At 41.8% G+C, this 23,161-nt stretch carries 22 protein-coding genes; 17 read left to right on the top strand and 5 right to left on the bottom strand.

The window, feature by feature from the left end; genetic code table 11:
* Positions 1-139: 139 nt before the first annotated feature.
* From MSG36_RS05495 to MSG36_RS05485, 3 genes are all read right to left on the bottom strand, one after another.
* On the bottom strand, positions 140-1,045 hold the full coding sequence (locus tag MSG36_RS05495) for a LysR substrate-binding domain-containing protein (RefSeq protein ID WP_248366634.1): 906 nt from the start codon (positions 1,043-1,045) through the stop codon (positions 140-142).
* A 339-nt stretch (positions 1,046-1,384) separates the two neighbouring features.
* Entirely contained in the window at positions 1,385-3,073 is a 1,689-nt protein-coding gene (locus MSG36_RS05490) for an AMP-binding protein (protein WP_061018708.1), read from the bottom strand.
* Between the two features lie 83 nt (positions 3,074-3,156).
* A complete protein-coding gene (locus MSG36_RS05485) occupies positions 3,157-3,900 on the bottom strand; it encodes an AraC family transcriptional regulator (protein WP_248366632.1) in 744 nt (247 codons plus the stop codon).
* Between the two features lie 194 nt (positions 3,901-4,094).
* Between MSG36_RS05485 and MSG36_RS05480 the strand changes: the two genes are divergently transcribed.
* From MSG36_RS05480 to MSG36_RS05405, 16 genes are all read left to right on the top strand, one after another.
* On the top strand, positions 4,095-4,265 hold the full coding sequence (locus tag MSG36_RS05480; protein ID WP_060982604.1) for a fimbrial protein: 171 nt from the start codon (positions 4,095-4,097) through the stop codon (positions 4,263-4,265).
* 157 nt (positions 4,266-4,422) lie between these two features.
* On the top strand, positions 4,423-4,953 hold the full coding sequence (locus MSG36_RS05475; protein ID WP_060982603.1) for an A24 family peptidase: 531 nt from the start codon (positions 4,423-4,425) through the stop codon (positions 4,951-4,953).
* A 37-nt stretch (positions 4,954-4,990) separates the two neighbouring features.
* Positions 4,991-6,340: an AAA family ATPase gene (locus tag MSG36_RS05470; RefSeq protein WP_248366630.1), complete on the top strand. Its 1,350-nt coding sequence runs from the start codon at positions 4,991-4,993 to the stop codon at positions 6,338-6,340.
* Complete coding sequence (gene cpaB, locus MSG36_RS05465) at positions 6,333-7,082, top strand: Flp pilus assembly protein CpaB (RefSeq protein WP_048605624.1); 750 nt, start codon at positions 6,333-6,335, stop codon at positions 7,080-7,082. The genes MSG36_RS05470 and cpaB overlap by 8 nt, the downstream gene beginning before the upstream one ends.
* A gap of 8 nt (positions 7,083-7,090) precedes the next feature.
* Positions 7,091-8,545 (top strand): type II and III secretion system protein family protein, encoded by a 1,455-nt coding sequence (locus tag MSG36_RS05460; RefSeq protein WP_048605622.1) that lies wholly within the window; start codon positions 7,091-7,093, stop codon positions 8,543-8,545.
* Positions 8,508-8,804 (top strand): hypothetical protein, encoded by a 297-nt coding sequence (locus MSG36_RS05455; RefSeq protein ID WP_170960817.1) that lies wholly within the window; start codon positions 8,508-8,510, stop codon positions 8,802-8,804. Before MSG36_RS05460 ends, MSG36_RS05455 begins: the two co-directional genes overlap by 38 nt.
* A 16-nt stretch (positions 8,805-8,820) precedes the next feature.
* Positions 8,821-10,086, top strand: a complete 1,266-nt coding sequence (locus MSG36_RS05450; RefSeq protein ID WP_048615567.1) for a pilus assembly protein TadG-related protein — start codon at positions 8,821-8,823, stop codon at positions 10,084-10,086.
* Positions 10,087-10,088: 2 nt separating this feature from the next.
* Positions 10,089-10,517: a TadE/TadG family type IV pilus assembly protein gene (locus MSG36_RS05445; RefSeq protein WP_048605615.1), complete on the top strand. Its 429-nt coding sequence runs from the start codon at positions 10,089-10,091 to the stop codon at positions 10,515-10,517.
* On the top strand, positions 10,517-11,014 hold the full coding sequence (locus MSG36_RS05440; protein ID WP_248366628.1) for a TadE/TadG family type IV pilus assembly protein: 498 nt from the start codon (positions 10,517-10,519) through the stop codon (positions 11,012-11,014). Before MSG36_RS05445 ends, MSG36_RS05440 begins: the two co-directional genes overlap by 1 nt.
* A 26-nt stretch (positions 11,015-11,040) precedes the next feature.
* The gene (locus MSG36_RS05435) at positions 11,041-12,261 is read left to right on the top strand and encodes an AAA family ATPase (RefSeq protein ID WP_048605611.1); all 1,221 of its coding nucleotides are present in this window, start codon (positions 11,041-11,043) and stop codon (positions 12,259-12,261) included.
* Positions 12,262-12,294: 33 nt separating this feature from the next.
* Positions 12,295-13,746, top strand: a complete 1,452-nt coding sequence (locus tag MSG36_RS05430; RefSeq protein ID WP_048605609.1) for a CpaF family protein — start codon at positions 12,295-12,297, stop codon at positions 13,744-13,746.
* Positions 13,747-13,755: 9 nt separating this feature from the next.
* Entirely contained in the window at positions 13,756-14,721 is a 966-nt protein-coding gene (locus MSG36_RS05425; protein WP_048615562.1) for a type II secretion system F family protein, read from the top strand.
* A gap of 3 nt (positions 14,722-14,724) precedes the next feature.
* Positions 14,725-15,696 (top strand): type II secretion system F family protein, encoded by a 972-nt coding sequence (locus MSG36_RS05420; RefSeq protein WP_048605605.1) that lies wholly within the window; start codon positions 14,725-14,727, stop codon positions 15,694-15,696.
* On the top strand, positions 15,693-16,697 hold the full coding sequence (locus MSG36_RS05415) for a tetratricopeptide repeat protein (protein WP_019824863.1): 1,005 nt from the start codon (positions 15,693-15,695) through the stop codon (positions 16,695-16,697). The genes MSG36_RS05420 and MSG36_RS05415 overlap by 4 nt, the downstream gene beginning before the upstream one ends.
* 18 nt (positions 16,698-16,715) lie before the next feature.
* Entirely contained in the window at positions 16,716-18,497 is a 1,782-nt protein-coding gene (locus MSG36_RS05410; protein ID WP_248366625.1) for a hypothetical protein, read from the top strand.
* Positions 18,490-19,410: a glycosyltransferase family 2 protein gene (locus MSG36_RS05405; protein WP_050644905.1), complete on the top strand. Its 921-nt coding sequence runs from the start codon at positions 18,490-18,492 to the stop codon at positions 19,408-19,410. Before MSG36_RS05410 ends, MSG36_RS05405 begins: the two co-directional genes overlap by 8 nt.
* Positions 19,411-19,560: 150 nt before the next feature.
* On the opposite strand, the gene chrA is transcribed toward MSG36_RS05405, so the two are convergent.
* Positions 19,561-20,709: a chromate efflux transporter gene (gene chrA / locus MSG36_RS05400; protein WP_248366622.1), complete on the bottom strand. Its 1,149-nt coding sequence runs from the start codon at positions 20,707-20,709 to the stop codon at positions 19,561-19,563.
* 101 nt (positions 20,710-20,810) lie between these two features.
* Between chrA and MSG36_RS05395 the strand changes: the two genes are divergently transcribed.
* Positions 20,811-21,737 carry a LysR family transcriptional regulator gene (locus tag MSG36_RS05395; RefSeq protein ID WP_248366620.1) on the top strand — a complete coding sequence of 309 codons (927 nt, stop codon included), beginning with the start codon at positions 20,811-20,813 and terminating at the stop codon, positions 21,735-21,737.
* 235 nt (positions 21,738-21,972) lie between these two features.
* Here the strand turns inward: MSG36_RS05395 and MSG36_RS05390 are convergent, their stop codons facing one another.
* Entirely contained in the window at positions 21,973-23,046 is a 1,074-nt protein-coding gene (locus MSG36_RS05390; RefSeq protein WP_050649690.1) for a LacI family DNA-binding transcriptional regulator, read from the bottom strand.
* Positions 23,047-23,161 lie beyond the last annotated feature (115 nt).

The following is a 23,161-nucleotide window of genomic DNA, read 5'->3' as shown; positions in this document are numbered from 1 at the left end:
AACGTGGCTTTTAACTCGACGTTGCTTTAACTCAACATAGTTTTGTCGGTGTCGGGAGGTTTACGTTACCGTTCTATGTTGAGTTAGGCACATTGCTTATTTAAGCCTATTCCTTGTTTAAGAAATTAGTAGTTGAGATCTAATTATCCAATAGCTCGTTTACTTCTTCGTGCAACCAATTAGTGAACGCAGTAATACGCTCTTCTCTTGGGGAGTTAGGATCAAAGCATAGGTTGACTTGAACACCAGGTGTCATGCCAATATCAAAGGGCTTCACTAACAAGCCGCGTTCAATGAAGTCACCAGCCAAGCTGTCTGTTGCCAAGCAAACCCCATGCCCCGCCATGACCGTGGTTAACCCCATATCAAAGGTACCGACTTCCATCCACTGAATGGTGCTGCTTTGAGTTGATATGTTTGCTTGCCTAAACCATTCCTCCCACGGGAAACAACCGCTATCAAACTGAATCAGCCAACATTTGAGGAGTTGTTCAGGTGATGTGAAGTTCAAAGAGTTTGCGAGTTCAGGGGAACAAAAAGGGTAAACCGGTTCGTTGATTAGCATCTCAAGAGTCAAGCCTTCTTCAACGCATAGATCTTCGCCCTGCAGAATAGCCACATCAATCTCGCCATGTTTTAAATTTGGGGTATCAGACCCTGTTAGCACCTTAATTGGGATTTCTGGGTGCTTTACCGAGAACTTCCACAGCCTAGGCAGTAACCAACGAGAAGCAAAAGAAGGGGGAGTTCTAACAACAAGCAGCCCTTGAATAGGTTCTGATTGGATCTTGTTTAACCCCAGCAGAACCTCTTGAAATCCATCAGAGACATGTCTAAAAAGTGTGTGCCCTTCATGCGTCAAAGTCATTGCACGCCCCTTACGAATAAAGAGCTTACATCCAATCTGTTCTTCTAACTGTCGAATCTTCTGGCTGACGGCTGCTTGAGTGACGAACAGCTCTTCAGCCGCTTTGCTGTAATTGCTCAAGCGACCCGCAACTTCAAAGTAACGGAGACCTGAAAGGTGACGCAGTCTATTGTCCATAATCTCAGCTTATAGTCCTTGTTAATAATGGTTGTTCGATTATCGAACAGGTTGTTTTCATAATAGCGATAAATAAACAGGGAATACAAGAGAGAGAACATGAAAGCAATAACCTGCTGGGTCGGTATATTTGTTACTCAGGTACTTAAAATCAATGATAATACTAAGGTGAGGAAGCCGACTAAATCTAGACAAGTTGTTTGCTTGGAATCGTTAAGTCATCGAATGAGAAAGGATGTCGGCTTAGATTACGAGAGTAGTGATGCTGCGGATTATACTAAGTACTTATAATGTGAGCTTACAAAAAAAGGAGCCATAATGGCTCCCTCTCTATTTTGGTTACTCTTCCCAAACTACCAATTTATCTTTTGGCCAGTTGTGTCCGACTTCGTGGTACTTTTGTTCAAGTATGTGTCGCTTTATCTTGAGAGTAGGGGTAAGAACACCATTATCGATGCTCCATGGTTCCTTAATCATTAGTACGCCTTTGATCTTCTCATGAGAGGCAAGCTGCTCATTCATTTTCTCGATGACTCGCTTTGTGGTTCTTTCGTAGCGAGCTCGATCAAAATTAGGGAAGTCATGCGGTACGACAAGTAGGATTGGACCTGGTAGGCCAAGCCCTATCAAACACATCATTTCTACACGACTATACTCAAAAAGTTTGTTTTCGATTGGCACAGGAGCCACAAACTTACCTTTCGCGGTTTTAAAGGTATCTTTTTTACGTCCACGAATCGTTAGGTAGCCTTCGCTGTCGATATCACCAATATCACCAGTATGCAGCCAGCCGTCAGAGTTAAAAGACTCTTGGGTTGCAATGTCATTTTTGTAATAACCGGAGAACATGCCTTTGCTTCGAACCAAAATCTCTTCGTCCTCAGCAATTTTGAGTTCGATCCCCGGGCCTGCGTTACCTACAGTACCAATTTTGTCAGCTCTAAAAGGGTGATTAATCGTGCTGTAGGCGAAAGACTCTGTCATTCCCCATGCCTCGGTAATGTGTAGACCAACACTTTCATACCATGCAAGTAGAGCGGGTGATACAGGCGCAGAGCCACATCCAAGAACACGAGCTTGATCCAAGCCTAGGCCATCGGCAAGCTTCTTCTTAATGATGTTGTTGATAAACGGAATCTTAAGTAAGAAGTTCAGTTTCTTCTGTGGCAATTTGTCTTGGATTCGCTGCTGGAACAGCGTCCATAAACGAGGAACTGAAATGAACAGAGTGGGACGATGCATTTTCACATCATCAATAAACGTGTCTAAAGACTCAGGGAAAGCCGTGACCACGCCACCCATTACTGAAGAACCAAAGATATAAACGCGTTCTGTAATATGAGCAAGCGGTAGGTAAGAAAACAGGCGATCACCGGGTTGGATACCAATATGGTCGATCAGCCTTTGAACTGACCATGTAAAGGCGCCGTATGTAAGCATTGCCCCTTTTGGTAATCCAGAGGTGCCTGATGTATACACTAATGACATTAGCTTGTCGTCGTGATGTTGAGGACGTTTAGTGGATGGTTCATGTGTATCGATCAGCTGTTCAAATGTGTGTTGGCATTTGGCTGCCGTATCGTATGGTAGAGAGATGCTGATCAAGTTCGGATTGTCATCCAATACCTTTTGGGTAGCAGTAGGATCATCTAGTTTACCTGCAATCACTATTTTACTTTCACTATGCTCAATACAGTATTGGATGGTATCTGCACCAGCTGTTGGAAAGATTGGGACGCTAACAAAATCTCCTAACATCATGGCAAGATCGCAGATAAACCACTCTGCACAGTTTTTCGAAACGAGAGCGACTCGATCGCCGGGTTGGGCTCCGAGTCCTTCTAACGCTGACGCCAGTTTCAGTGCTTTGTCGGCTACTTCTTTATAAGTAAATTCGACAAATTGGCGGTTAATAATTTGTTTTAAATAGACCTCATTTGGGCGTTCTTGTGCCCATTTTAGGATCATTTCATTTGGTGTTGGGAGAGCTGTTGCGTTTTCTTGGCTAAACTCGTTAGGCTGAATCATTGTCTAACTCCATGTTTTTCGCTAAGTTATTTTTGTTAAAATCATGTTAAATGTACCATGATTTTTTCTTTTAGGGAGTAAAATTAGCGTTTTCTGTTATCTGTGCAGGCACGCCTGTAACTCGCTGGGGTTACACCTGTCCTTTTCTTAAAAATTCTCGAAAAATACGACACATCCTTGTATCCACATTGATAGGCAATTACAGCTATTTTTGACTCGGTATCCGCCTCAATCAACTTTTTAGCTAGTAGAACTCTTTTGTCACAAACAAAGTCTCTAAAGCTTACCCCAAAGTGTAGATGAAACTTTTTCGAAAAGTAGGTTGTTGAACAATGGCACTTCTCGGCGATCTCCGTTTCTCTGATTTCTTTGTTTATGTTATCCATAACATAGTTAACAACCTCAGAAGTAAACAATTTGGTAGGCAGTTGATTGTTGTTATTTATGTCTCTGTCGAGATCGAAGTGGGATTCGAAGATATGCTGTGTTTTACGCTTGAGTTCTTCGAATATACTGGTCAGATGATTACTGTTTGTTTCGATAATGAAAAATATATTCTTATGATTTCGAACGATATTAGGTAACTGATCCGAGCAAATAATGACTATTCGCTTGTTCAAGTTTTCACAAATAGATAATGCCATTGTAAGTAGTTGAAGTTTATCCGGTCTATTCAAGATAAAAAATACCAGTCTGACATCTAAGTTACTGATTATAGATATATCTTGCTTATGATTTTCAATGAGGAAGTAGTGGCTTATTTTATTGATAATAACAGTATTAAATTCACTGTCTTTATCTGATAATAAAGGTGTGACTACTTTCATATAAATACCAACTCTATTTCATATTAAATTGTGAGTTAAAAAATAGATAAATTACGAAGCATAATAATTAGATTAGAAGTACCACAAAAAAGTGCAAGTAAATGGCAAGAAAATCCTAACCTAATATATCTCTCACCTCTAGATTTAGTTTACAGGTAAACAAAGCCTGATATGTAAATCAAGGAGAGGTTCTCATGGATAAGTTTTTGAATAATTGTAAAGAATTCATGAAAGATGAAGAAGGGTTGACTGTTATCGAGTATGTAATCGGTGCAGCATTATTAGTATTAGGTATGACAACTGTATTTTCTGGTTTAGGGAATACCCTTGCAACCAAACTGAATACAATCGTTAGTGGTTTATGACCGAAAAGTAGTGAAGCAGCAAAGAGGGCTTACTTCGGTTTCCTACATTATTGCTGCTGCTTTACTTGTTATTGCAATCGGGTTGGTTTTTTCTGGGATGGCAACAGCCTTACTAAGTAAAATCCAGAGCATTTTTTCGAGTGTATGAATTGAATATATGATTAATGAGCCTTCGGTTTTTTGGGCATTGCTAATTGCAGTTTCGGTATACGATGTTGAGAAACATCGTATACCAAACAAAATATTGATATTGTTTTTGTTTGTGTACTTTTTATCAATGTTTAACAGCAATTACACCTTTAATGTTTTTTTAATGTCCTTAGTTGGATTCGTGGTGTTTTTTTGTTTTGGATTACTCTTATATTTTGTAAGAGCTATGTCTGCAGGAGATGTGAAGCTATTAGGTATTGTGGGGATGTATCTCGGGTGGGGGAAATTACTTGATGCATCGTACTTTATCTTACTTTCTGCTGGAGTGATCGGGACTTTCTACTTGCTATATAACTTTTCCAACTCGAACAGTCTTAGTATCAAAGGCTATTTTGAAAATAAGCTAATTGTGCTTGGTGGAGTAGCACCAGTATCAAATGAAAGTACTAGTTTGCACGCTAGGTATTCAAATAAGGTGACAATGCCTTTTGCACCCTCTGTTGTTATGGGATTAGCGATGTATAGCTACTTTACTTAAACCTGTTGTTGGTTAGCTTTGTGGAGAGGAATAATATATGGATATTATAGGGCGTACTGCTCCAACAACTTTGAAGCCTCAAATTTCAGCCCCGGCCGTTCCTACATCTATTGATATGTTGGGTGTTCCTGAAGTCGTTATTGAAAACCTCGTACTCAAGCATTTGTCTGCTTACCCTAAGTCAGATGTGTTAGAGCTTTCTAATTATTTGTGTGTTGTTACCCATATAGTGGAAAGTGCTCTAGCCGTTTTGAGGAAGAAGTCATTAATTGAGGTGTTTCAACCTACCTCAGACCTTTCTCTTTCATCAGTCTCCCATAGTCATGTCCGTTACTCCCTTTCTGAGAAAGGACTTGAAGAAGCTGATCTTGCCTTTAAACGTGATGCTTATTTAGGGCCCGCGCCAGTTTCGCTTGACCAATACAGTGATGTGGTCAAACAGCAAGACCTGAGAGTAGAGCTAGTCACTAGACCACATGTCGAAGCTGCTCTGGATGATGTATATGGTGTCGACAAAATGATTTCAGTGCTAGGGCCTGCAATCAATTCTGGACGTGCTTTGTTGTTATATGGGCACGCTGGTACTGGTAAAACCTTTGTCGCGAGCCGTATTGTGAATGCTTTGCACACCTCTGTATTTATTCCTTATGCAGTCTATGCATTAGGTAACATTATCAAGGTGTTCTCGGCGCAACATCATAAACCGTTGGATAGTAACGGCAGCGATCAAAGCATTTCCCTCAAAGATCAGTACGACAAGCGTTGGCTTAATTGTGAAAGGCCTAATATTCAGGTTGGGGGAGAACTAACTATGGATATGCTTGAAGTTAATCATTCAGAGAATAGTCGTGTCTGGTTAGCCCCAGTTCAAATGATGGCAAATAATGGGATCTTTATCATTGATGACCTTGGTCGTCAGCCCATGCCGGTGGATGCGCTTCTTAACCGTTGGATTGTACCGATGGAGTACTCATTCGACTATTTGTCGCTGCCTAATGGTCAGCAGATAACGATGCCATTTGTATTAACTCTTGCCTTTTCTACCAATCTAAACCCCAAGAAAATAAGCGATCCTGCCTTTTTACGTCGTTTGGGTTACAAGATTGAATTCAAGCCACTTAATCAGCGAGATTATGAAGCTTTATGGATGAGTGTCGTTGCTGATAAAGAGGTAGAGCTTCAAGACGGGTTTTTTGAGCGTTTGTCTCAAATGCACACGCTTCTAAAAGTGCCACTTTTCCCATGTTTACCGAAAGATCTCGTTGGTATAAGCAAAGACATTCTTTCGTTTGAGCAACTCCCACCTGTTATCACATTCGATATTCTTTCCATGGCATGGGAAGTTTATTTTACCTCTGATGGACACGAGGAAGAGAATAATGAATAAGAGTCAAGTTTTCCTACTGTTTTTGCTGTCCGTAGTATTCGGCTTAGCGGCTGTATTTTTTGCTAAGCAGTGGATGGATGATCAAGTTCAGCCAACCGTTGAAGTTGAAACGGTCGAGCGTCACCCCGTTGTTGTCGCATCACAAGAAATTGAAGCCGGAACTATTATCGAGGATCAGTTTTTAACCACCAGATTGATGGAAGTTGATTGGATTAATGAAAATAACTATTCGGATAAAGCAGAGCTGATTGGCAAGGTTGTTGCGAATACTGTCTATGCGGGAGAGGTGCTTCACAAGTTACGATTTACTGTACCAGGAGAAGGGTCAACGCTTGCAGCTCTTATCCCTGAAAATAAACGTGCGGTAACGATACGTGTTGATGATGTTATTGGTGTGGCGGGTTTCTTATTACCGGGTAACAAGGTTGATATTCTTAATACGGTTTCTTACGGGAAAAATTCTGCAGCGACTCAAACAGTATTAAAAGACATTAAGGTTTTGGCTGTCGACCAAACGGCTAAAACGAAAGAAAACAGTCCGATTATTGTACGAGCGGTAACACTTGAGATGACGCCGAAAGAGGCAGAGAAACTTCTCACGGCTAAAAGCAAAGGCGATATTCAGCTGACTTTGAGAAACCCACATGAAGTTGAGAAAAAAGTGGTTCGTCGATATGTGCCTAGACCGAGTGTCACCATTATCAAAGGTACAGAAACATCTAATGTGCGCGTCAAGGATTGAGGTGAAATATGAGAATATTAATTGCGTGTGTTTTGAGCCTGATTTGTATTTCGACGGCCAGTGTGGCGGCGTTACAAACGGGAAAAACAGTCACGGTTCCACATCATAAATCTACGCATGTCGTGCTGTCGGGAAAAGCGGCGAAGGTTTCTCTTGGTGATCCTGAAGTTTTAGATATTGTAATTTTAAAATCAAATGAAGTGTTTTTAATTGGTAAAAAATTAGGTGCGACAAACCTAATGGCTTGGGACTCTCGAGGTCGGTTAATTGAGTCTATTAACATTGAGGTTACTCATGATCTTAATAGCCTTAAAGCTAAATTATATGAGTTCCTTCCTGATGAAACTATCGAAGTGCACAGTGCGCAAAACCGTCTATTATTGAGCGGTCAGGTCAGCAACCAACAACAAATGAATGTGGCAATGCGAATCGCAGAAACCTATTCGTCAGGGCAGGCTGCTGACGCATCAAAAGAAAGCGGAAGTGAACAAGCTGCAGCGACAGGTGTTATTAATTTAATGTCGATCGGAGGGGCTCAGCAGGTCATGTTAGAGGTGACGGTTGCCGAGGTTCAAAGAAGCTTGGTAAGAAAGTTCGATGCGAACTTCCATTTCTTCCAAACCAGTGGGTCTGACTTTTCTTGGGGGGCGTCTTCAGTCCCTGCCGGAGTGTTAGGTGCAACCCCAATTTTCAATATTCCTACCTCTACCGATTACGGCATTTTAGGTTCTTTCATTGATAGCAATACATTGTTTACTTTCGCATTGGACGTAGCAAAACAAAATGGTGTGGCAAAAGTCTTGGCTGAACCGAACTTAACCGCGCTAAGCGGTTCAAAGGCTGAGTTTTTAGCGGGGGGAGAATTTCCCATTCCGGTGCCTGACGAAGATGGTATTACCATTGAATATAAAGAATATGGTGTGGGTTTAAAGTTCATCCCAACGGTACTGAGTGACAAAAAAATCAACCTAAACTTAGCGGTTGATGTGAGTGAGATTGCCAATAGTAGCTCGTTAACGATTGATCCTGGTACCACCAATGCGACTTACTTTATCCCTCCAATTACCCGAAGAAGTGCATCGTCGACGCTTGAGTTAGCCGACGGTCAAACCATCGGTATTGCGGGGTTGTTGAGTGAGAATGTTAGGGACATCAGTAACAAGATGCCAGGCTTTGGCGATGTGCCGATTTTAGGTCAGCTTTTCAATAGCCAAGAGTATGTATCTGGTGAAACAGAGCTCGTTATTCTTGTTACTCCTCGACTCGCTAAACCTATTGACCGAACGAAAGTAACGTTACCAACTGATGCCTTTGTTGATCCTAATGATTTGGAATATTACTTGTTAGGCCGAAGCGCTTACATCGCTGAACCGTCTGAATCTGATTCAGAACAATCTCAAGCTTCACAGGATATATCACCGACCGATGGTGGTAGCGAAGGCTCATTTGGCCATGATTTATAAGGGGATAGATATGACTAAAATAATGATGATCTTTCTCGCAATGTTATTGGTTGGCTGTGCGAACGATGCTCGTTTAGGGCATTCGGTAGCACTAGTGAAAACAGAGCAAACGTATAACCCTAATGCGACCCAAGAGAATTTACTCGAAGTACCTGATGGTACAGGGGAGCGGATGCAGACTGGTTACGACAGATATGTTGGCAGAGGTGAAAATGATCTGTCCGGAAGTAGTAGCCAGATCTTAGAAGATTTTAACTAAATCTGGAGGTACTCATATGTTGTATCGAGTATCACAAAGCCCTAAGAAACAACAAGGCTTAGTTGCGGTGATGATTACCGCTGCCTTGCTGGTTTTTTTAGCTGTCTCAGCGCTAGCTGTAGACATAAACCATATGGTTGTAAATAAAACGCGCTTACAAAATGCAGTCGATTCTGCAGCGTTGGCTGCCGCAACCATATTAGACAATAGTAAAGATAAAGATGCTGTAGACGCAGAAGTGGGTACGGCACTCAATGCCATGGCAGCTTCAACTGGGAATCAAGAAATTGATTTCTCTACTGCTTCTATAAACATTGATTATTCCAATGATCCACAGGACTTCACTGGCAGTGCAACTTTTGGTGCAAATAATGATGTTTATGTGCGTGTTCGTGTAGATGCACTAGAGATGGATGAATTCTTTATTCAACTGTTTGGTCTTGAAAAAGTGGTATCGGCAAGTGCTGTTGCAGGTCCGAGTTCAGGCTTAGCTTATAATAATGTTGTACCCATTGGGGTGTGTATTGGTGATGGCACCTCAGATAACGACATTTCCCCAGAAGACGGCTTTCATGATGAGACCGGTGAAGAGATAACCAATGTATTTGGCTATGAGGTAGGGACGGTTCATGCCTTGAAGGTGGGAGATAATAGCTTATCTGAAATGGGCAATGGTAATTACCACCTGTTGGACTTTGGTTCCGGTGGTAAAACAATCAAAGAAGGCTTAGGTGGTAGTTATGATCAGCCAGTTAAAATTGGTGAAGATATCACAACCAAACCAGGTGGTACGGTTGGCCCGACAGGTGATGGTTTGAATACTCGTTTTGGTGATTATGGCGGTGGCTTATCGGCATCCGATTACCCTTCTGATTATGTGACCACAGAACCTACCAATGAAATAACGATTGACGCCAATACCGGAGAGATAACTTTCGACGAGAGCTACGATTACGCTCAATATAAGTTAGATACTAATGCTTGTATAGCAAGTGGCGGTTCTGGATGCGCATCTAATGGTGTTGCTTGGCGCAGAATTTTACCTATACCTATGGTGGATTGCTCAGGTAAAAGTGGCGGTGCTACGGAATTTACAGTGAATAAAATTGGCTGCTTTTTCTTGCTGCAAAAAGCACCGACCAGTAACGCAGGTACACCCGCCGTTTTTGGTGAGTTTATACATTCTTGCAGTGTCACTGGTGGCTCTGGTAGTAATCAGTCGACAACCGAAGGGGCTTACAGGATTGTTTTGTATAAAGATCCTGATAGCGGGGAGTCGTAATTATGACACTATCTAATAAACATCAACGTGGTTTTGCTGCTGTAGAGATGGTCATTGCGACCCCCGTGTTACTGTTTTTTTTGGGTTTGGTGATCGAGCTTGGCAATGTTCTGATTCACTACAATGTTATCTCTAAATCTGTGCAAAATGGCGCACGATATGCTGTTAGTGAGGTTTACGATACTAAAGGTGGCACTATTGCACCAACTTCGGAGATTCAAAATGTGGTGGTTTACGGTCAGAGCAGCGTGGGGACGGCAGTACTATCTACATTGACGACATCAGATGTAACAGTAACACCACCCTCTATTGACAGCTATGTGCGAGTAAGCGTGACATATGACTATGTGCCGTTGTTTCTGTCTATTCCTTTATCCGCCACAAGTTTTTCTATTCCGTTAAGTGTCACTTCGGTGATGAGGGTATTGTGATGAAAAGGCTTAAAAGACGAATCAAAGGGCTGGCCATTATTGAGTTCACTTTAGTCTCATCGTTAATTTTTCTATTGCTCTTTCTCATTTTAGCGTTGGGTGCCTATATATTTTCGCTGCAAATGGTCAGTGAGGCGACTAGGAAGGCTGCTAGGTTAGCGACGGTCTGTTACGTCTTAGATAGAGATAATATTGCCGGAATGGTGGTGGATGATATTCCTCTTGTTGGGTTTACTAATGCGAACTTAGAAGTGGCTTACTTAGACGCGAGTGGGGGAGAGATTGCTTCTGATTTTGAAGCGAACTTTGGTGATATTAAATTTGTGCGTGCTAGGGCTACGGGCTATGGCATTCAGTTAATCAGTAACCTAAGCTTTTTAGGAAATAATGGACTTCTTGCAGCCCCTGCGTTTGAAACAATACTACCAGCAGAAAGTTTGGGAGTGGTGAGGCCTCAAACTGAAACCAGCCCTAACATATGGAATAGATGCCCATAAGCGGTTATTTAAAAGGAGATAAATGTATGGGGGAAGCGATCAAAATAACGCCGAATGAAAACGATAAGGATATGACTCGTTTAAGAACGAATCTAAAGGTTTGGTTAGTCCATAGTACTGACGGTTTTCACTCGCATATGAGTCAAGAGCTAAAAAAATGCCGAAATGTTCATGTGACGTCGTTTTCTCTTGCGGCAATGAGTGAAGAGTACTTAAAAAGTGCGGATGTTCCAGAGCTTATTTTCGTTGAAGCTCACGGGAATTGGGCGCAAAAAATGGTTGAGTTGCAAGGGTATGATTTGTCTTTAGAAGACAAGGACTTGTCTTTAGTTGTGCTCGGTGATGAAAGTGATAATGGGTCACTAAAAATCGCACTGCGTTTAGGAGCTTCAGATTTTTTGTCTCACAATGTGACCCTATCAGACCTACTGCCACTCTTGAAGAAAACGGCCTCTGAAAAGCTTGAGAACTCCAGTTACGGAGAGTTTATCTTGTTTTTGAACACTAAGGGAGGGATGGGAGCAACCACCTTAGCGTTAAATACTGCCATTGAAATGGCCACGCAACATCCTAACGAAGTGCTTTTACTCGATATCGATCTTCAATTTGGCGTGATACCTGATTATTTGAACATAACCCCCACTTATAGTGTTTCGGATGCGATCAACAGTTCTAATGATTTGGATGAAATGTCTTTGGGGTCATTGGTAAATAAACACGAATCGGGTCTCCATGTTCTAAGCTTTAAGCATGAAAATAACGCAGATGATTTCGAACAGGCTCAGAAAATTGGCAGATTACTTCCAATTCTGCGTCGTTTTTACCCTTATGTGATCATTGACCTGTCTAGAGGCTTAGACCACGTGTTTGCATCAGCAATATCACCTGCGACGAAAGTGCTTTTGGTTTTGCAACAAAGTTTAGTCTCAGTCAAAAACACCAGTCGATTAATTAAGTCTTTGAAGTTTGAATATGGCCTACAAAGCGACTCAATAGAGGTCATTCTCAATCGTTATGAAAAGCGACATTCAATTAAGTTAAAAGATGTAGAGCAGGCGGTGGGTAATCACAATATACATCTTATGCCTAACGATTTTAAAGTTGCGCTGGAGAGTGCCAACTTGGGGCAGCCGTTAGTTCAGTCGAGAAAGAAAAGCTCTATTACTCGCTCTATCATCGATTTGTCTCATGTTCTATCACCACCAGAACAAGAAGAGAAAGGGTGGCTGAAAAAGTTGTTTTCATAATGGGTTGATGAAAAGTAAACACGAGGGATTGTGATGTTCTTTAAACGAAAAAATGTAAATCCAGAGTTTGAAAAAAAAGTAGAACAGATTTCGCATGATTCAGAAGATGCCAATCCTGTTGACCGCTTATCCAATGTTGAGGTGTCTAGTCACTCTAGGAATACTGAAGCGAGCGTTGAAAAGGAAAAGGCGATTGATGAGGCTCGAAAGATTTTAGAGCAGGAACTGTCAATCAAACACTTCTTTCATAAGCAGTTGCTTGAGACATTGGATTTAGGATTACTTTCGAGCTTGGAGAAAGAGCGTGCGAAGTTAGATTTGCACGAAGCTATCGTACAGCTAATGGCTGAAGATGGTAGCCATGCTCTGAGTGCAGAAGGTCGTAAGCGGGTTATCAAACAGATAGAAGATGAGGTTTTTGGCCTGGGTCCGTTGGAGCCTTTATTAGCCGATCAAACCGTGTCAGATATATTGGTCAACGGCCCTAAAAGTGTTTACGTGGAGCGAAAAGGTAAACTTGAAAAAACACCCTATACTTTTCTTGATGATCGCCATTTAAGAAACATTATTGACCGTATCGTCAGCCAGGTTGGCCGTCGCATAGATGAAGCGTCACCTATGGTAGATGCCCGTTTAGTTGATGGTTCACGTGTTAATGCGATTATCCCACCTCTCGCACTTGATGGTCCTTCTGTTTCTATCCGTCGTTTTGCTGTCGATCGTTTGACTATGGATAACTTGATTGACTATAACTCAGTGTCTCCTCAGATGGCTAAGTTTGTCGAAGCTGCGGTTAAAGGTGAATTAAATATCTTAATCTCTGGAGGGACTGGCTCTGGTAAAACGACAACACTTAACATCTTTTCTGGCTTTATTCCTAGAGATCAACGAATTATTACCATAGAAGACTCGGCGGAATTACAACTTCAACAACCTCATGTCATTCGTTTAGAAACTCGCCCTGCAAACCTAGAAGGTAAAGGCGAAATCAGCCAGCGAGAGCTCGTAAAAAATACCCTGCGTATGCGCCCTGACCGAATCGTGGTTGGTGAGGTTCGTGGTAGCGAAGCCGTTGATATGCTGGCTGCGATGAACACGGGCCATGACGGCTCACTTGCTACCATTCATGCGAATACCCCTCGTGATGCCTTGAGTCGTGTCGAAAACATGTTCTCGATGGCTGGGTGGAACATATCAACCAAAAACTTACGAGCTCAAATAGCTTCGGCTATCCACCTTGTTGTTCAAATGGAACGCCAAGAAGATGGTAAGCGTCGCATGGTGAGTATCCAAGAGATCAACGGCATGGAAGGTGAAGTGATTACGATGTCTGAAATATTCCGTTTTCAGCGTAAAGGTATTGATGAAGATGGCAATATTATCGGTTATTTCACTGCAACGGGGGTTGTGCCTCAATACCACGACCAGTTAGTCAAACGTGGACTCGATCTGCCTTTCGAGCTCTTTAGTGAGACCAAAGGTTAAGGAGAGATTATGGACAATGTAAGCGTTTCATTAGGTCTATTGTTTATCGCAGTACTTTTTATTTCCCAAGCGTTGTTGTTACCTGCTGCAGGTAAGAAAGCGAAGCATAAAGAGCTGTCTCGCCGCTTGAAAGAGACGCAACGTAATATCGATGCAGAGAGTTTGTCATTACTCAAAGAACACTATAACAAAGAACTTTCCCCGCTGGACCGTAAGCTCATCGTCATCTCTTTTTTCGCGGGCTTGAAAAAAATGTTGGAACTTGCAGGAATGAAAGTGGCATTAAGCCGATTCTTACTGATTATTTCTCTTTGCGCTGTGCTGCTCTCATTGATATCGATAATGACTAACCAAGTGTGGTTCATAAGTGTAGCTGCATTCATTTTCGTTTGGGTTATTGCTTACTTGTTTGTGCAAAACCGAGTGACCTACCGAATGGCTCGATTTGAAGAACAACTTCCTGAGGCGTTGGATATTATTCGACGTGCCTTACAAGCAGGGCAACCGCTCGTTCAATCATTTAATGAGGTTGGCGAAGAGCTTCCTGACCCAATAGGTACCGAATTTAAGAACACCTATAACTTACTGAATTATGGTTATGACTTACGTTTAGCGATTTTACAGATGACAGAGCGAGTACCCACCGTATCAATGTTGGCTTTTTCTAGTGCCGTAATGTTGCAAAAAGAGACCGGGGGTAACTTATCTGAGAACCTGCAAAAGGTATCAGAAGTACTTAGAGCGCGTTTCAAACTGGAAAGGAAGGTAAAAACACTCTCTGCTGAAAGTCGTTTATCAGCATGGATATTAACGTTATCGCCTTTCGGTTTGTTTTTCGCATTGAGGGTAGCTAGCCCAGAGTATATCGAGCCACTTTATAAAGACCCACGCGGTTTATCGATGGTCAGTGTCGGTATTGTTCTTTTGGCCATCGGGGCCTTGTGGATTAAAAAGATCATCAGCATAGAGATTTAACTTATGGAACTACTCAATATTGAAGTCTGGAAGCAGATGTTAGAAGAGTTTGGGATCAGCTCTCAAGTAGTTATTTATGCGATGATTTTGCTCACTACTGTCTTGTTAACATTGACTGTTGGGTTTCTGTTTTTAGGTGCTCGATCTCCTTTAGACAAGAAGCTAAGACAAATATCTGAAGAGGGAAGTGTCGGTGGCCGAAAACCCTATGATTTCTCAAATACGCTTGAATCATTAAGCCCTTTTTTAAGTAAAGGTAACAAAAAGGATAATGAAACTTACTCAGAAAAGCTGATGCATGCTGGGTTCCATGAGAAGAGTTCATTATCAGTTTTTTATGCGTTGAAGGTTTTATCTAGCTTAATAGGCATCGTCGCTGCTTTTATGGTCTATTACATATCGTTGGGCGGAGATTACAATAATTTGCTCATCATGACTTGTGTTTTTCTCGGAACATTCACGCCAAATATTGTTCTGAACAAGTTACAAAAAGAGCGTCAGAAAAAAATAAGAAATGGTGTCCCTGATGCGCTTGATCTTCTTGTTGTGTGTACTGAGTCTGGGCTTGGTTTTAATGCAGCCCTTGGCCGTGTCGCATCTGAGCTCTATGTCTCTCAGCCGGAGCTTGCAGATGAACTAGAGACTGTGTTTGCTAAAATCCAAGCGGGTGTCACTATGCCTGATGCGCTTAGGCAGCTTATCGAACGAACCGGTTTAGTCGAATTAGAAGGCTTGGTTTCTTTGCTTTCCCATGCGTCGAGAATGGGGGGGAGTTTAGCGCAAACACTCCGTGATTATACAGAAGACTTTAGAGATAAACGTCAGCAAGCCGCTGAAGAAATTGCGGCGAAAATACCGACTAAGATGTTATTCCCCATGTTGATATTTATTTGGCCTTGCTTTTTCATTGTCGCACTTGGCCCAGGACTATTGATCGTAATGGACGCATTAACTGCGCCGGGAGCAAGTTTATGATGTTATACAATAAGTTTCTTCTACTACTGTTGCCAATTTTGCTACTTGGTTGTGCTTCTTCGGATGAACCGACCAATCAATTTGATGCAGAATTGTATTCTGGCAAACCAATCGATTCTTTAACTAGTGATGATCCACCGCTAAATGAAAAAGAAGCAATTATGCGCGGTGACATTGCTCTGCGAGACAACAATATAGACTTGGCCTTATATGAATATATACGCTCTTTGTCCTTCCCTGAAAAAGAGTTTCACGATAAAACCTTGTTCACTATTGGCCAAATACATTCGTCTCGCGGTAATTATGCGTTGGCCGAGAAAGCTTACCTAGCAGCGCTAGACTTTAACCCAGCCCACACCGAAGTATTGGAGCAGTTAGGTGTTTTGTATACAAAGCAACGCCGTACCGATGAAGGTCGAAGCTATTTCTTTAAAGCGATAAATTCAGACCAAGTTCGTTTAAAAAGTAGTGAAACAATCCAAAATTACCAAGCGTTGAGCCAAAGTGAAGTGGCCAGTTTGAAGGTAGACAGCATGTCTCCAGCATTAGCTTATATGGGGATTGGTGTACTGGAAGATGTTGACGGAAAGCATCAGATCGCACAAGAGTACTTCAAAAAGTCACTAACGATAGATAAAAGCTCAGTCAAAGCTTTGTTGAATATGGGCTACTCCCACTACATGTATGGTAACTACAAGGAAGCGTATCAGTACACGCGTTCAGCTTTAGAGTTAGAGCCGAATAATGAAAAGGCTCAGAATAATCTGGCGCTTATTTACTTGGCCTCAGGGGATATTAAGAAGGCAACCAACGTATTCATGAGGCACATGGACGCCCCAGAAGCGTTGAATAATGTCGGTTATTTCCTGATCTTACAAGGAAAGCCCGATCAGGCTGTTCCTTATCTACAGCAGGCCATAGATAAAAAATCATCTTACTACAAAGTAGCGAATGAAAACTTAAACCGAGCACTAGCGGAAGTGAGAGAGATGGAGCAGTAGTAACTATATGTTGGCTCAATGAAAAGGATATTCATATTGCCTAAAAATGAGAATTTTAACAAAGATACCATTGTTATTTCTGTAGTTTGGCTAATTTGTGCCACTGTGATTTTTATTTATAAATGGGAGAGTGTTTCAATACTGAACCTGAATGATAACGATGATTACATGCGTTTTGTTCAGTTTCAAGAATGGATGAAAAGTGGCCATTGGTATCTTGAGCCGATGAGTAATTTCAATGCCGAGGATGGCCTGATTATTCATTGGTCTCGATTTCCTGACTTAATGCTCTCTTTCGTTGCCTTCCCATTGTTATTTATGGTTGATGATAGCCTTGCTTATACTATCTCAATTTCAATTGTTCCATTGTTTTATTTATTGCTGTATGCATTGTCATGTTTCTATTTATGTGAACATTACTTTGGAGGGAAGTATCGTTTCATAAGCATGATGTTTGCAATTTCCTCGCCTTCAATTATTCATTTCTTACCCGGTTCTATTGATCATCATAATATTCAACTTATTTTAGCAACGCTCTTCTTATCGGTAACACCGACTTCTATCGACAACCTAAGGCAATCATGGCGAGTGTATGCTCAGGCCATTTTTCTGTCTCTATCTCTATGGACTGGGATGGATAATGTTTTGTTGTTTATGATTTTCTTAATTATTTATACAGTGTATTACTGCTTCATTCGTGACGAGTGGTTTAGTTATATCTCTAAGCTATATGTAACTTGTATGATTTTTGGAACCTGTGCAGTTTTATTAAATAGACCTTATGATGAGTTTTTTGTTTTTAAATATGATGAAATCTCATTTATTATCATTATTCTATTTTTTAGTGGTTGGGTTTTTGTCAATGCTTACAACCGATTGACTAATAATATAAAAAACTCAACTCAAAGATTTTTTTTGTTTGTTTTTCTTGGTTTGTTTTGTTTACTTCCGGTTGTTATTCTTTATCCATCACTGACAAGTGCTTTGCTTATTGATTACCCTCCGGTACTTAAGCTGTACTGGCTAGATCAGGTCACCGAGGCCAAATCTGTAGTTGATTATATAGCCATTAAAGGTTTCTTCTCTGTCGAGAACTATGCCTTATTATTGGTCCCCGCTATTTTATACCCAGTTTTTAGGATTAAAAATCACCACTGTGCAATCTTATACCTCATATTTATTTTTAACTTAGCCCTTGCGATTTTTTGGCAGGTTAGAGTAATACGATTGTGCTTTGTTTTAGCGGCACCTTTTCAAGCGTACTTTATTATTAAAATATCTGAATATGTTAGATATCCACTACTGAAAGCGCTGGTTATTCTCTCAGGTGCCCCATTGACGTTAGCGTTTGTCATTCTCGTTTTGTCTCCAGCAGAGGAAGTGACTACCAAACCTGATGAGAGCGACAAGCTACCAGTCATTTTTAAGGTGTTAAAAGATAACGGTATTAACTCTCATACAATTCTTTCAGGAATAGAAACGGGGGCACCTGTATTAGCTCAAACGAACAACAGTATAATCGCCGCGCCTTATCATCGAAATATTGTGGGTAACCAATTTTTAATCGAAGTGATGTTAGAAGAGGACATGCTTCTAGCAAGAAACAAAATAGTCGATAAAAAGGTTGATTATATATTGATCGGTAATGACCCTCATTTAACTCTCCTAAAGGATTCTGGAAGCGAGGACTCTTTAGTTAGAAGACTTCATGGGGATAATATTCCGGCTTGGTTAGACGTTACATATGATGGGATTGAGGATGGTTATCGAGTTTTTAAAGTAAGGAGTGAGCATGAATAAACAGAAAGTAGCAATATTACTCCCATGTTATAACGAAGCCGGAGCCATTGGTGAAACCGTAACGTCTTTTCAACAAGCCTTACCTGATGCATCAATTTATGTTTACGACAACAATTCAACCGACAACACGGTCAACGAGGCGTTACAAGCTGGGGCGATTGTGCGACATGAGCCGCGCCAAGGTAAAGGGGAGGTTGTGAGGCGGATGTTTTCTGATATCGACGCCGATATCTATGTGATGGCTGATGGTGATGATACTTATGACGCCTCAATATGCCCCGAGCTGATCGACCAACTAAATAATGAAAAGCTCGATATGATCATTGGCAGTCGCGAGCGAACTTCAATGGCTTATCCCAAGGGACATATCCTTGGGAACAAGATGTTTTCATCTCTGATTAACTTAGCATTCAATGCGCAATTGAATGATGTGTTTTCTGGCTATCGAATTATGAGCCATAGATTTGTCAAAACCGCACCTATCTTCAGCGATGGTTTCCAGATAGAAACAGAACTTACCGTGCATGCGTTACACCATAATATGTCAATCAAAGAAGTCTCGACTCAATACCAATCTAGACCTGAAGGGACTACCAGCAAACTGAACACCTTGAGCGATGGTCTCAAGATTCTAAATTTTATCTTGTTCTTATTGAGAGATGTAAAGCCGATGTTTTTCTTTGGCTCTCTCTCGATATTGCTAGGTTTTATTTCATTGATCTTGGGTATCCCCGTCATTGTTGATTTTGTTGATACAGGATTGGTTGAGAGGCTACCTACAGCTGTTTTGTCTAGCTCAATAGCTTTGATCGCGGTGATGTCTTTTTTCTGCGGTTTGATACTCGATAACGTATCACGAGGTAGGCGAGAGATGAGAATACTCTCTATTTTAAGATTTAAGGACGATGAATGACTTAGCCGAGATATTTGGCTAAGAGCTCAATCCTCGAGAGCATGAGCTTTGAGATGGCATTACCAATTATATAGCGGGTGCTAGGTAGATTAAATTATGTAAGACGAAAGTAAGAAGCAAGCGACTTGCTCACTTCTTACTATAAATCTTTTAGACTGCTAAACCTGTCATTGCGCCAAAGACCATGAATAATCCGACAAGCCCTACAATAGGTAACTTCACGGTTTTCAATAACCACACACCAACAATGATCAGAGCGAAGTCTATGCCGCTGCTTACTGCGCTTGTGAAGATCGGTTGATACAGGGCCGCAAGTAATAAACCGACAACCGCCGCATTCACACCAGTAAGAGCGCCTGCCACCAAAGGTTTGCTTGCAATCGCTTGCCAGTTCTTCAGTACACCCAGTAGCAATAAGAAGCCCGGTAAGAACACAGCAATCGTTGCGAGTAGTGCGCCTGTTGTCGGTGCCGATGGCATCAATACATAACCTAGGTAAGTCGCAAGTGTAAACATAGGCCCTGGTACTGCCTGTGCTGCTGCATAACCTGTTAGGAAGGCATCTTGAGACAGTTGGTCACCAATACCATTTTGTAGCAACGGAAGTACCACGTGGCCGCCACCGAATACTAAGCTACCAGCTTGGTAGAACAGGCCAAACACTTCAATACCTTGAGAGTAAGCACTGAATAGAGGCAGACCAACCAGCAAAGCAACAAAAATCACGAGAGGTGTTACCGATATTTTTTGTGTTGAAGGTGTCGTTTTTAGCTCTTGAGACGTCAAGAACTTACTACCAACCATCGCTGCAAATAGAAGCACTAAAACTTGAGGCCAGATGCCTGGAATCAGTAGCAGGACAATCGCGGTAATCACACATAAAGCGGTCGCTATCTTCGATTGGCAAAAGTTTTTGTACATACCAAAGGTTGCATCAGCGACAACCACTACTGCTAATAACTTAAGCCCGTGAATGATTGAATTGAAAAGTGGTGCTTCCAATAGCTGATTGCTCACCAACGCCAATATCAGCATCAGAATCACAGATGGGGAAGTGAAGCCGACAAATGCAGCAATAGCACCTGTTAATCCACCTTTCTTATAGCCAACCGCAAAGCCAACCTGACTTGAGCCTGGGCCCGGCAGAAATTGGCTAAGAGCGACAATCTGCCCGTACTCTTCGTCGGACAACCAATTCAGTTTCTCAACAAAGGTTTTACGGAAGTAGCCAATGTGTGCTGCTGGTCCACCAAAGCTAATCCAGCCAAGCCAGAAAAAGGTTTTAAAAATTGAAAGCATGATCGATTCCAGATAAATGTTTAGCGTAATTTAGGTGGAGTTAGACTATGATTCAAATTAATTGTTTTAATTATAACTATGAATGAAATAGGTTGATTGGCATGGCTGATTTTAATTGGAAAGGGATCGACCTTAACTTGTTGATTGCACTGCAGGCTTTGTATAAAACGAATAGCGTGAGTAAGGCTGCTGAGCGTTGTTATGTCAGCCAATCTGCGATGAGCCATAGCTTACAAAGGCTACGAAAGTTGTTTGATGACCCTTTGTTTGAGCGTGTAGGTAGCAAGATGGAGGCGACCGACCGAGCCATTGAACTATCAAGTACCGTGGACGCGCTACTGAATACCATCCAGTCTGAAGTTCTGTTATCTAAATCGTTTGATGCAGAGACTTATAAAGGGACTTGGAAGATTGGTCTCACTGATTATGCCGAGCAGATGTTCGCTCCAATATTGTTTGACCTGATTAAGCAATCCTCTCCTTATTCCCAAGTAGCGTTGTTCAATGTAAACCGTAGTAACTACCAGCAACTCTTTGACGATGCCAAGCTTGATATGACGATAGGCAGCTTTGGTGAGGTACCAAAGCAATATCGAACAAAGCATTTGTATACGGAGCAACATGTTTGTTTACTTGATCAATCGGTTCTATCTATTGAGGAGCCGATGTCGCTAGAACAATTTGTTGCTGTCGAGCACGCGCTTGTTTCCCCGGCAGGGGCTTTAAAGACGGGAGTGGACACTCGTTTAGGTGAACTCGGTTTAAGCCGGAAAGTCGCGATATCTTCCAGTAACTTTTTAACTGTTAAACGACTCATTCGTGGCAGAGAACTATTGTGTATTGTCCCCAAGCTAGTCGCGCGCAAGGATATGGATAGTGAAGAAACCTTACTAGCTGTGAAGCCACCAATTGATGTTCCAGATTTTGATATCCAGCTTGTTTATAGAAAGGCAAAGCATTTAGATGATAAAAATAAACTACTTAGAAAGCTGATTACTAATGCGATCTCATCTGTGATTTCCGAATAGTTTATTGTGTCGGTTAATCGTCAAATTTATATGAATTAATTTTAGAAAAATCCGGTTTATTATAAGAACCCGACTATACTTAATTTACGACTCAAAGCAGTCGTAAAGAATAGGCTTTTTGATTTACCTAAGTAAAAAAATTGGTTATATCTTCATGATATAGCTTAAAAATCTACCAGGCTAAACGGACTTAGTTGGTCTTAAAAGCGCTAGCTCCCCCTAGCGCTTTTTTCTTTCAGTTGGATTCTGGTAATAGGCTCTGAATCTTCTTCAGCAGTTTTTCGATCTCTTGTTTTTCATAACTGGCAGTCACCTTAGACTGGCTACTTTCTCTCGCAAGCAGTGTGGTTTCGATATGATGTTGTAACAAGGCATCTTGCGAGTTGGCGTTGAGCTTCTCTGCAAGTCTCACCGCTTGCTGTCCTATTCTAGTGAAATCTTGTTTGATGGTTGTAAGTGGCGGATTGAAGAATGCGCTGTCTTCTATGCCATCAAAGCCGACGACCGCAACCTTGTCAGGGACTGAAATCTGCAATTCTTGCAGAGCGCGTAAAACCCCTAATGCCATTTGATCACTGGCGACCAACACAGCATCAAACCGGATTTGTTTCGCGACGGCGTCTCGAATGCCAAGGTAGCCACTTTCTGCTTGCCAGTTTCCTTGATGTTGAAATTGTATCTGACAGTTTGCGTCTGCTAGCACACCCAACCAACTTTGAAGACGGATTTGTGAGGCACTGGACTCATTAGGCCCGCTGATCAACAAGTATTCACTGCGACCATTTTCAATAAGATGTTGAGCCGCCAGCTTTGCGCCCTCGGCATGATCGCCGCATATATAGTTAACTTGGCTGTTGGAAGGGACATCAATGAAGATGAGGTTTAAGTGTTGATATTGTTCTACCAGCAATTCGGCGTCTGCACTCTTTAAAGGCACATTGAGAATGATGCTGTCGACCTGTTGGGCGATCAGTTCACGAATGGCTTCGCGGGTGTTGGTGAGATTTGGTTCTGATACCACAGAAAAAGCGGTGCCATACCCCATATCGTGAGCCTGCATTCGCACACCATTGGCGATCATTGCGGCGCCGTGTAAGGCCATGTCGAGAGTCACTAACCCTATGCTGGTGGACTTGGAGCGGCTGAGCATTTGAGCACCTTTATTTGGCACATATCCAAGCTTTTTTATCGCAGCATTCACTTTGTTTCGAGTGGATTCTGCGACATCTTGCGAGCCGTTCGTCACCCTTGATACTGTTTGAGTCGATACGCCAGCCAGCTTCGCTACATCTTTAAAAGTTACACTCATCACACCGTCCATCGAATATTCCCGTCGTTCGATGAGCTTATCCAATTTAGCGAAATGAAACTCTGCTCCCTTTCAAAAAAATGTCATTTGAAACATTAAATATGTTTCCGAAAAC

The sequence above is a fragment of the Vibrio sp. 1CM8B genome (genome assembly GCF_023161685.1).
Taxonomy (GTDB): domain Bacteria; phylum Pseudomonadota; class Gammaproteobacteria; order Enterobacterales; family Vibrionaceae; genus Vibrio; species Vibrio coralliirubri.
Note: the sequence above shows the minus strand (reverse complement) of the source record. Positions and strands in the feature narration are given on the sequence as shown.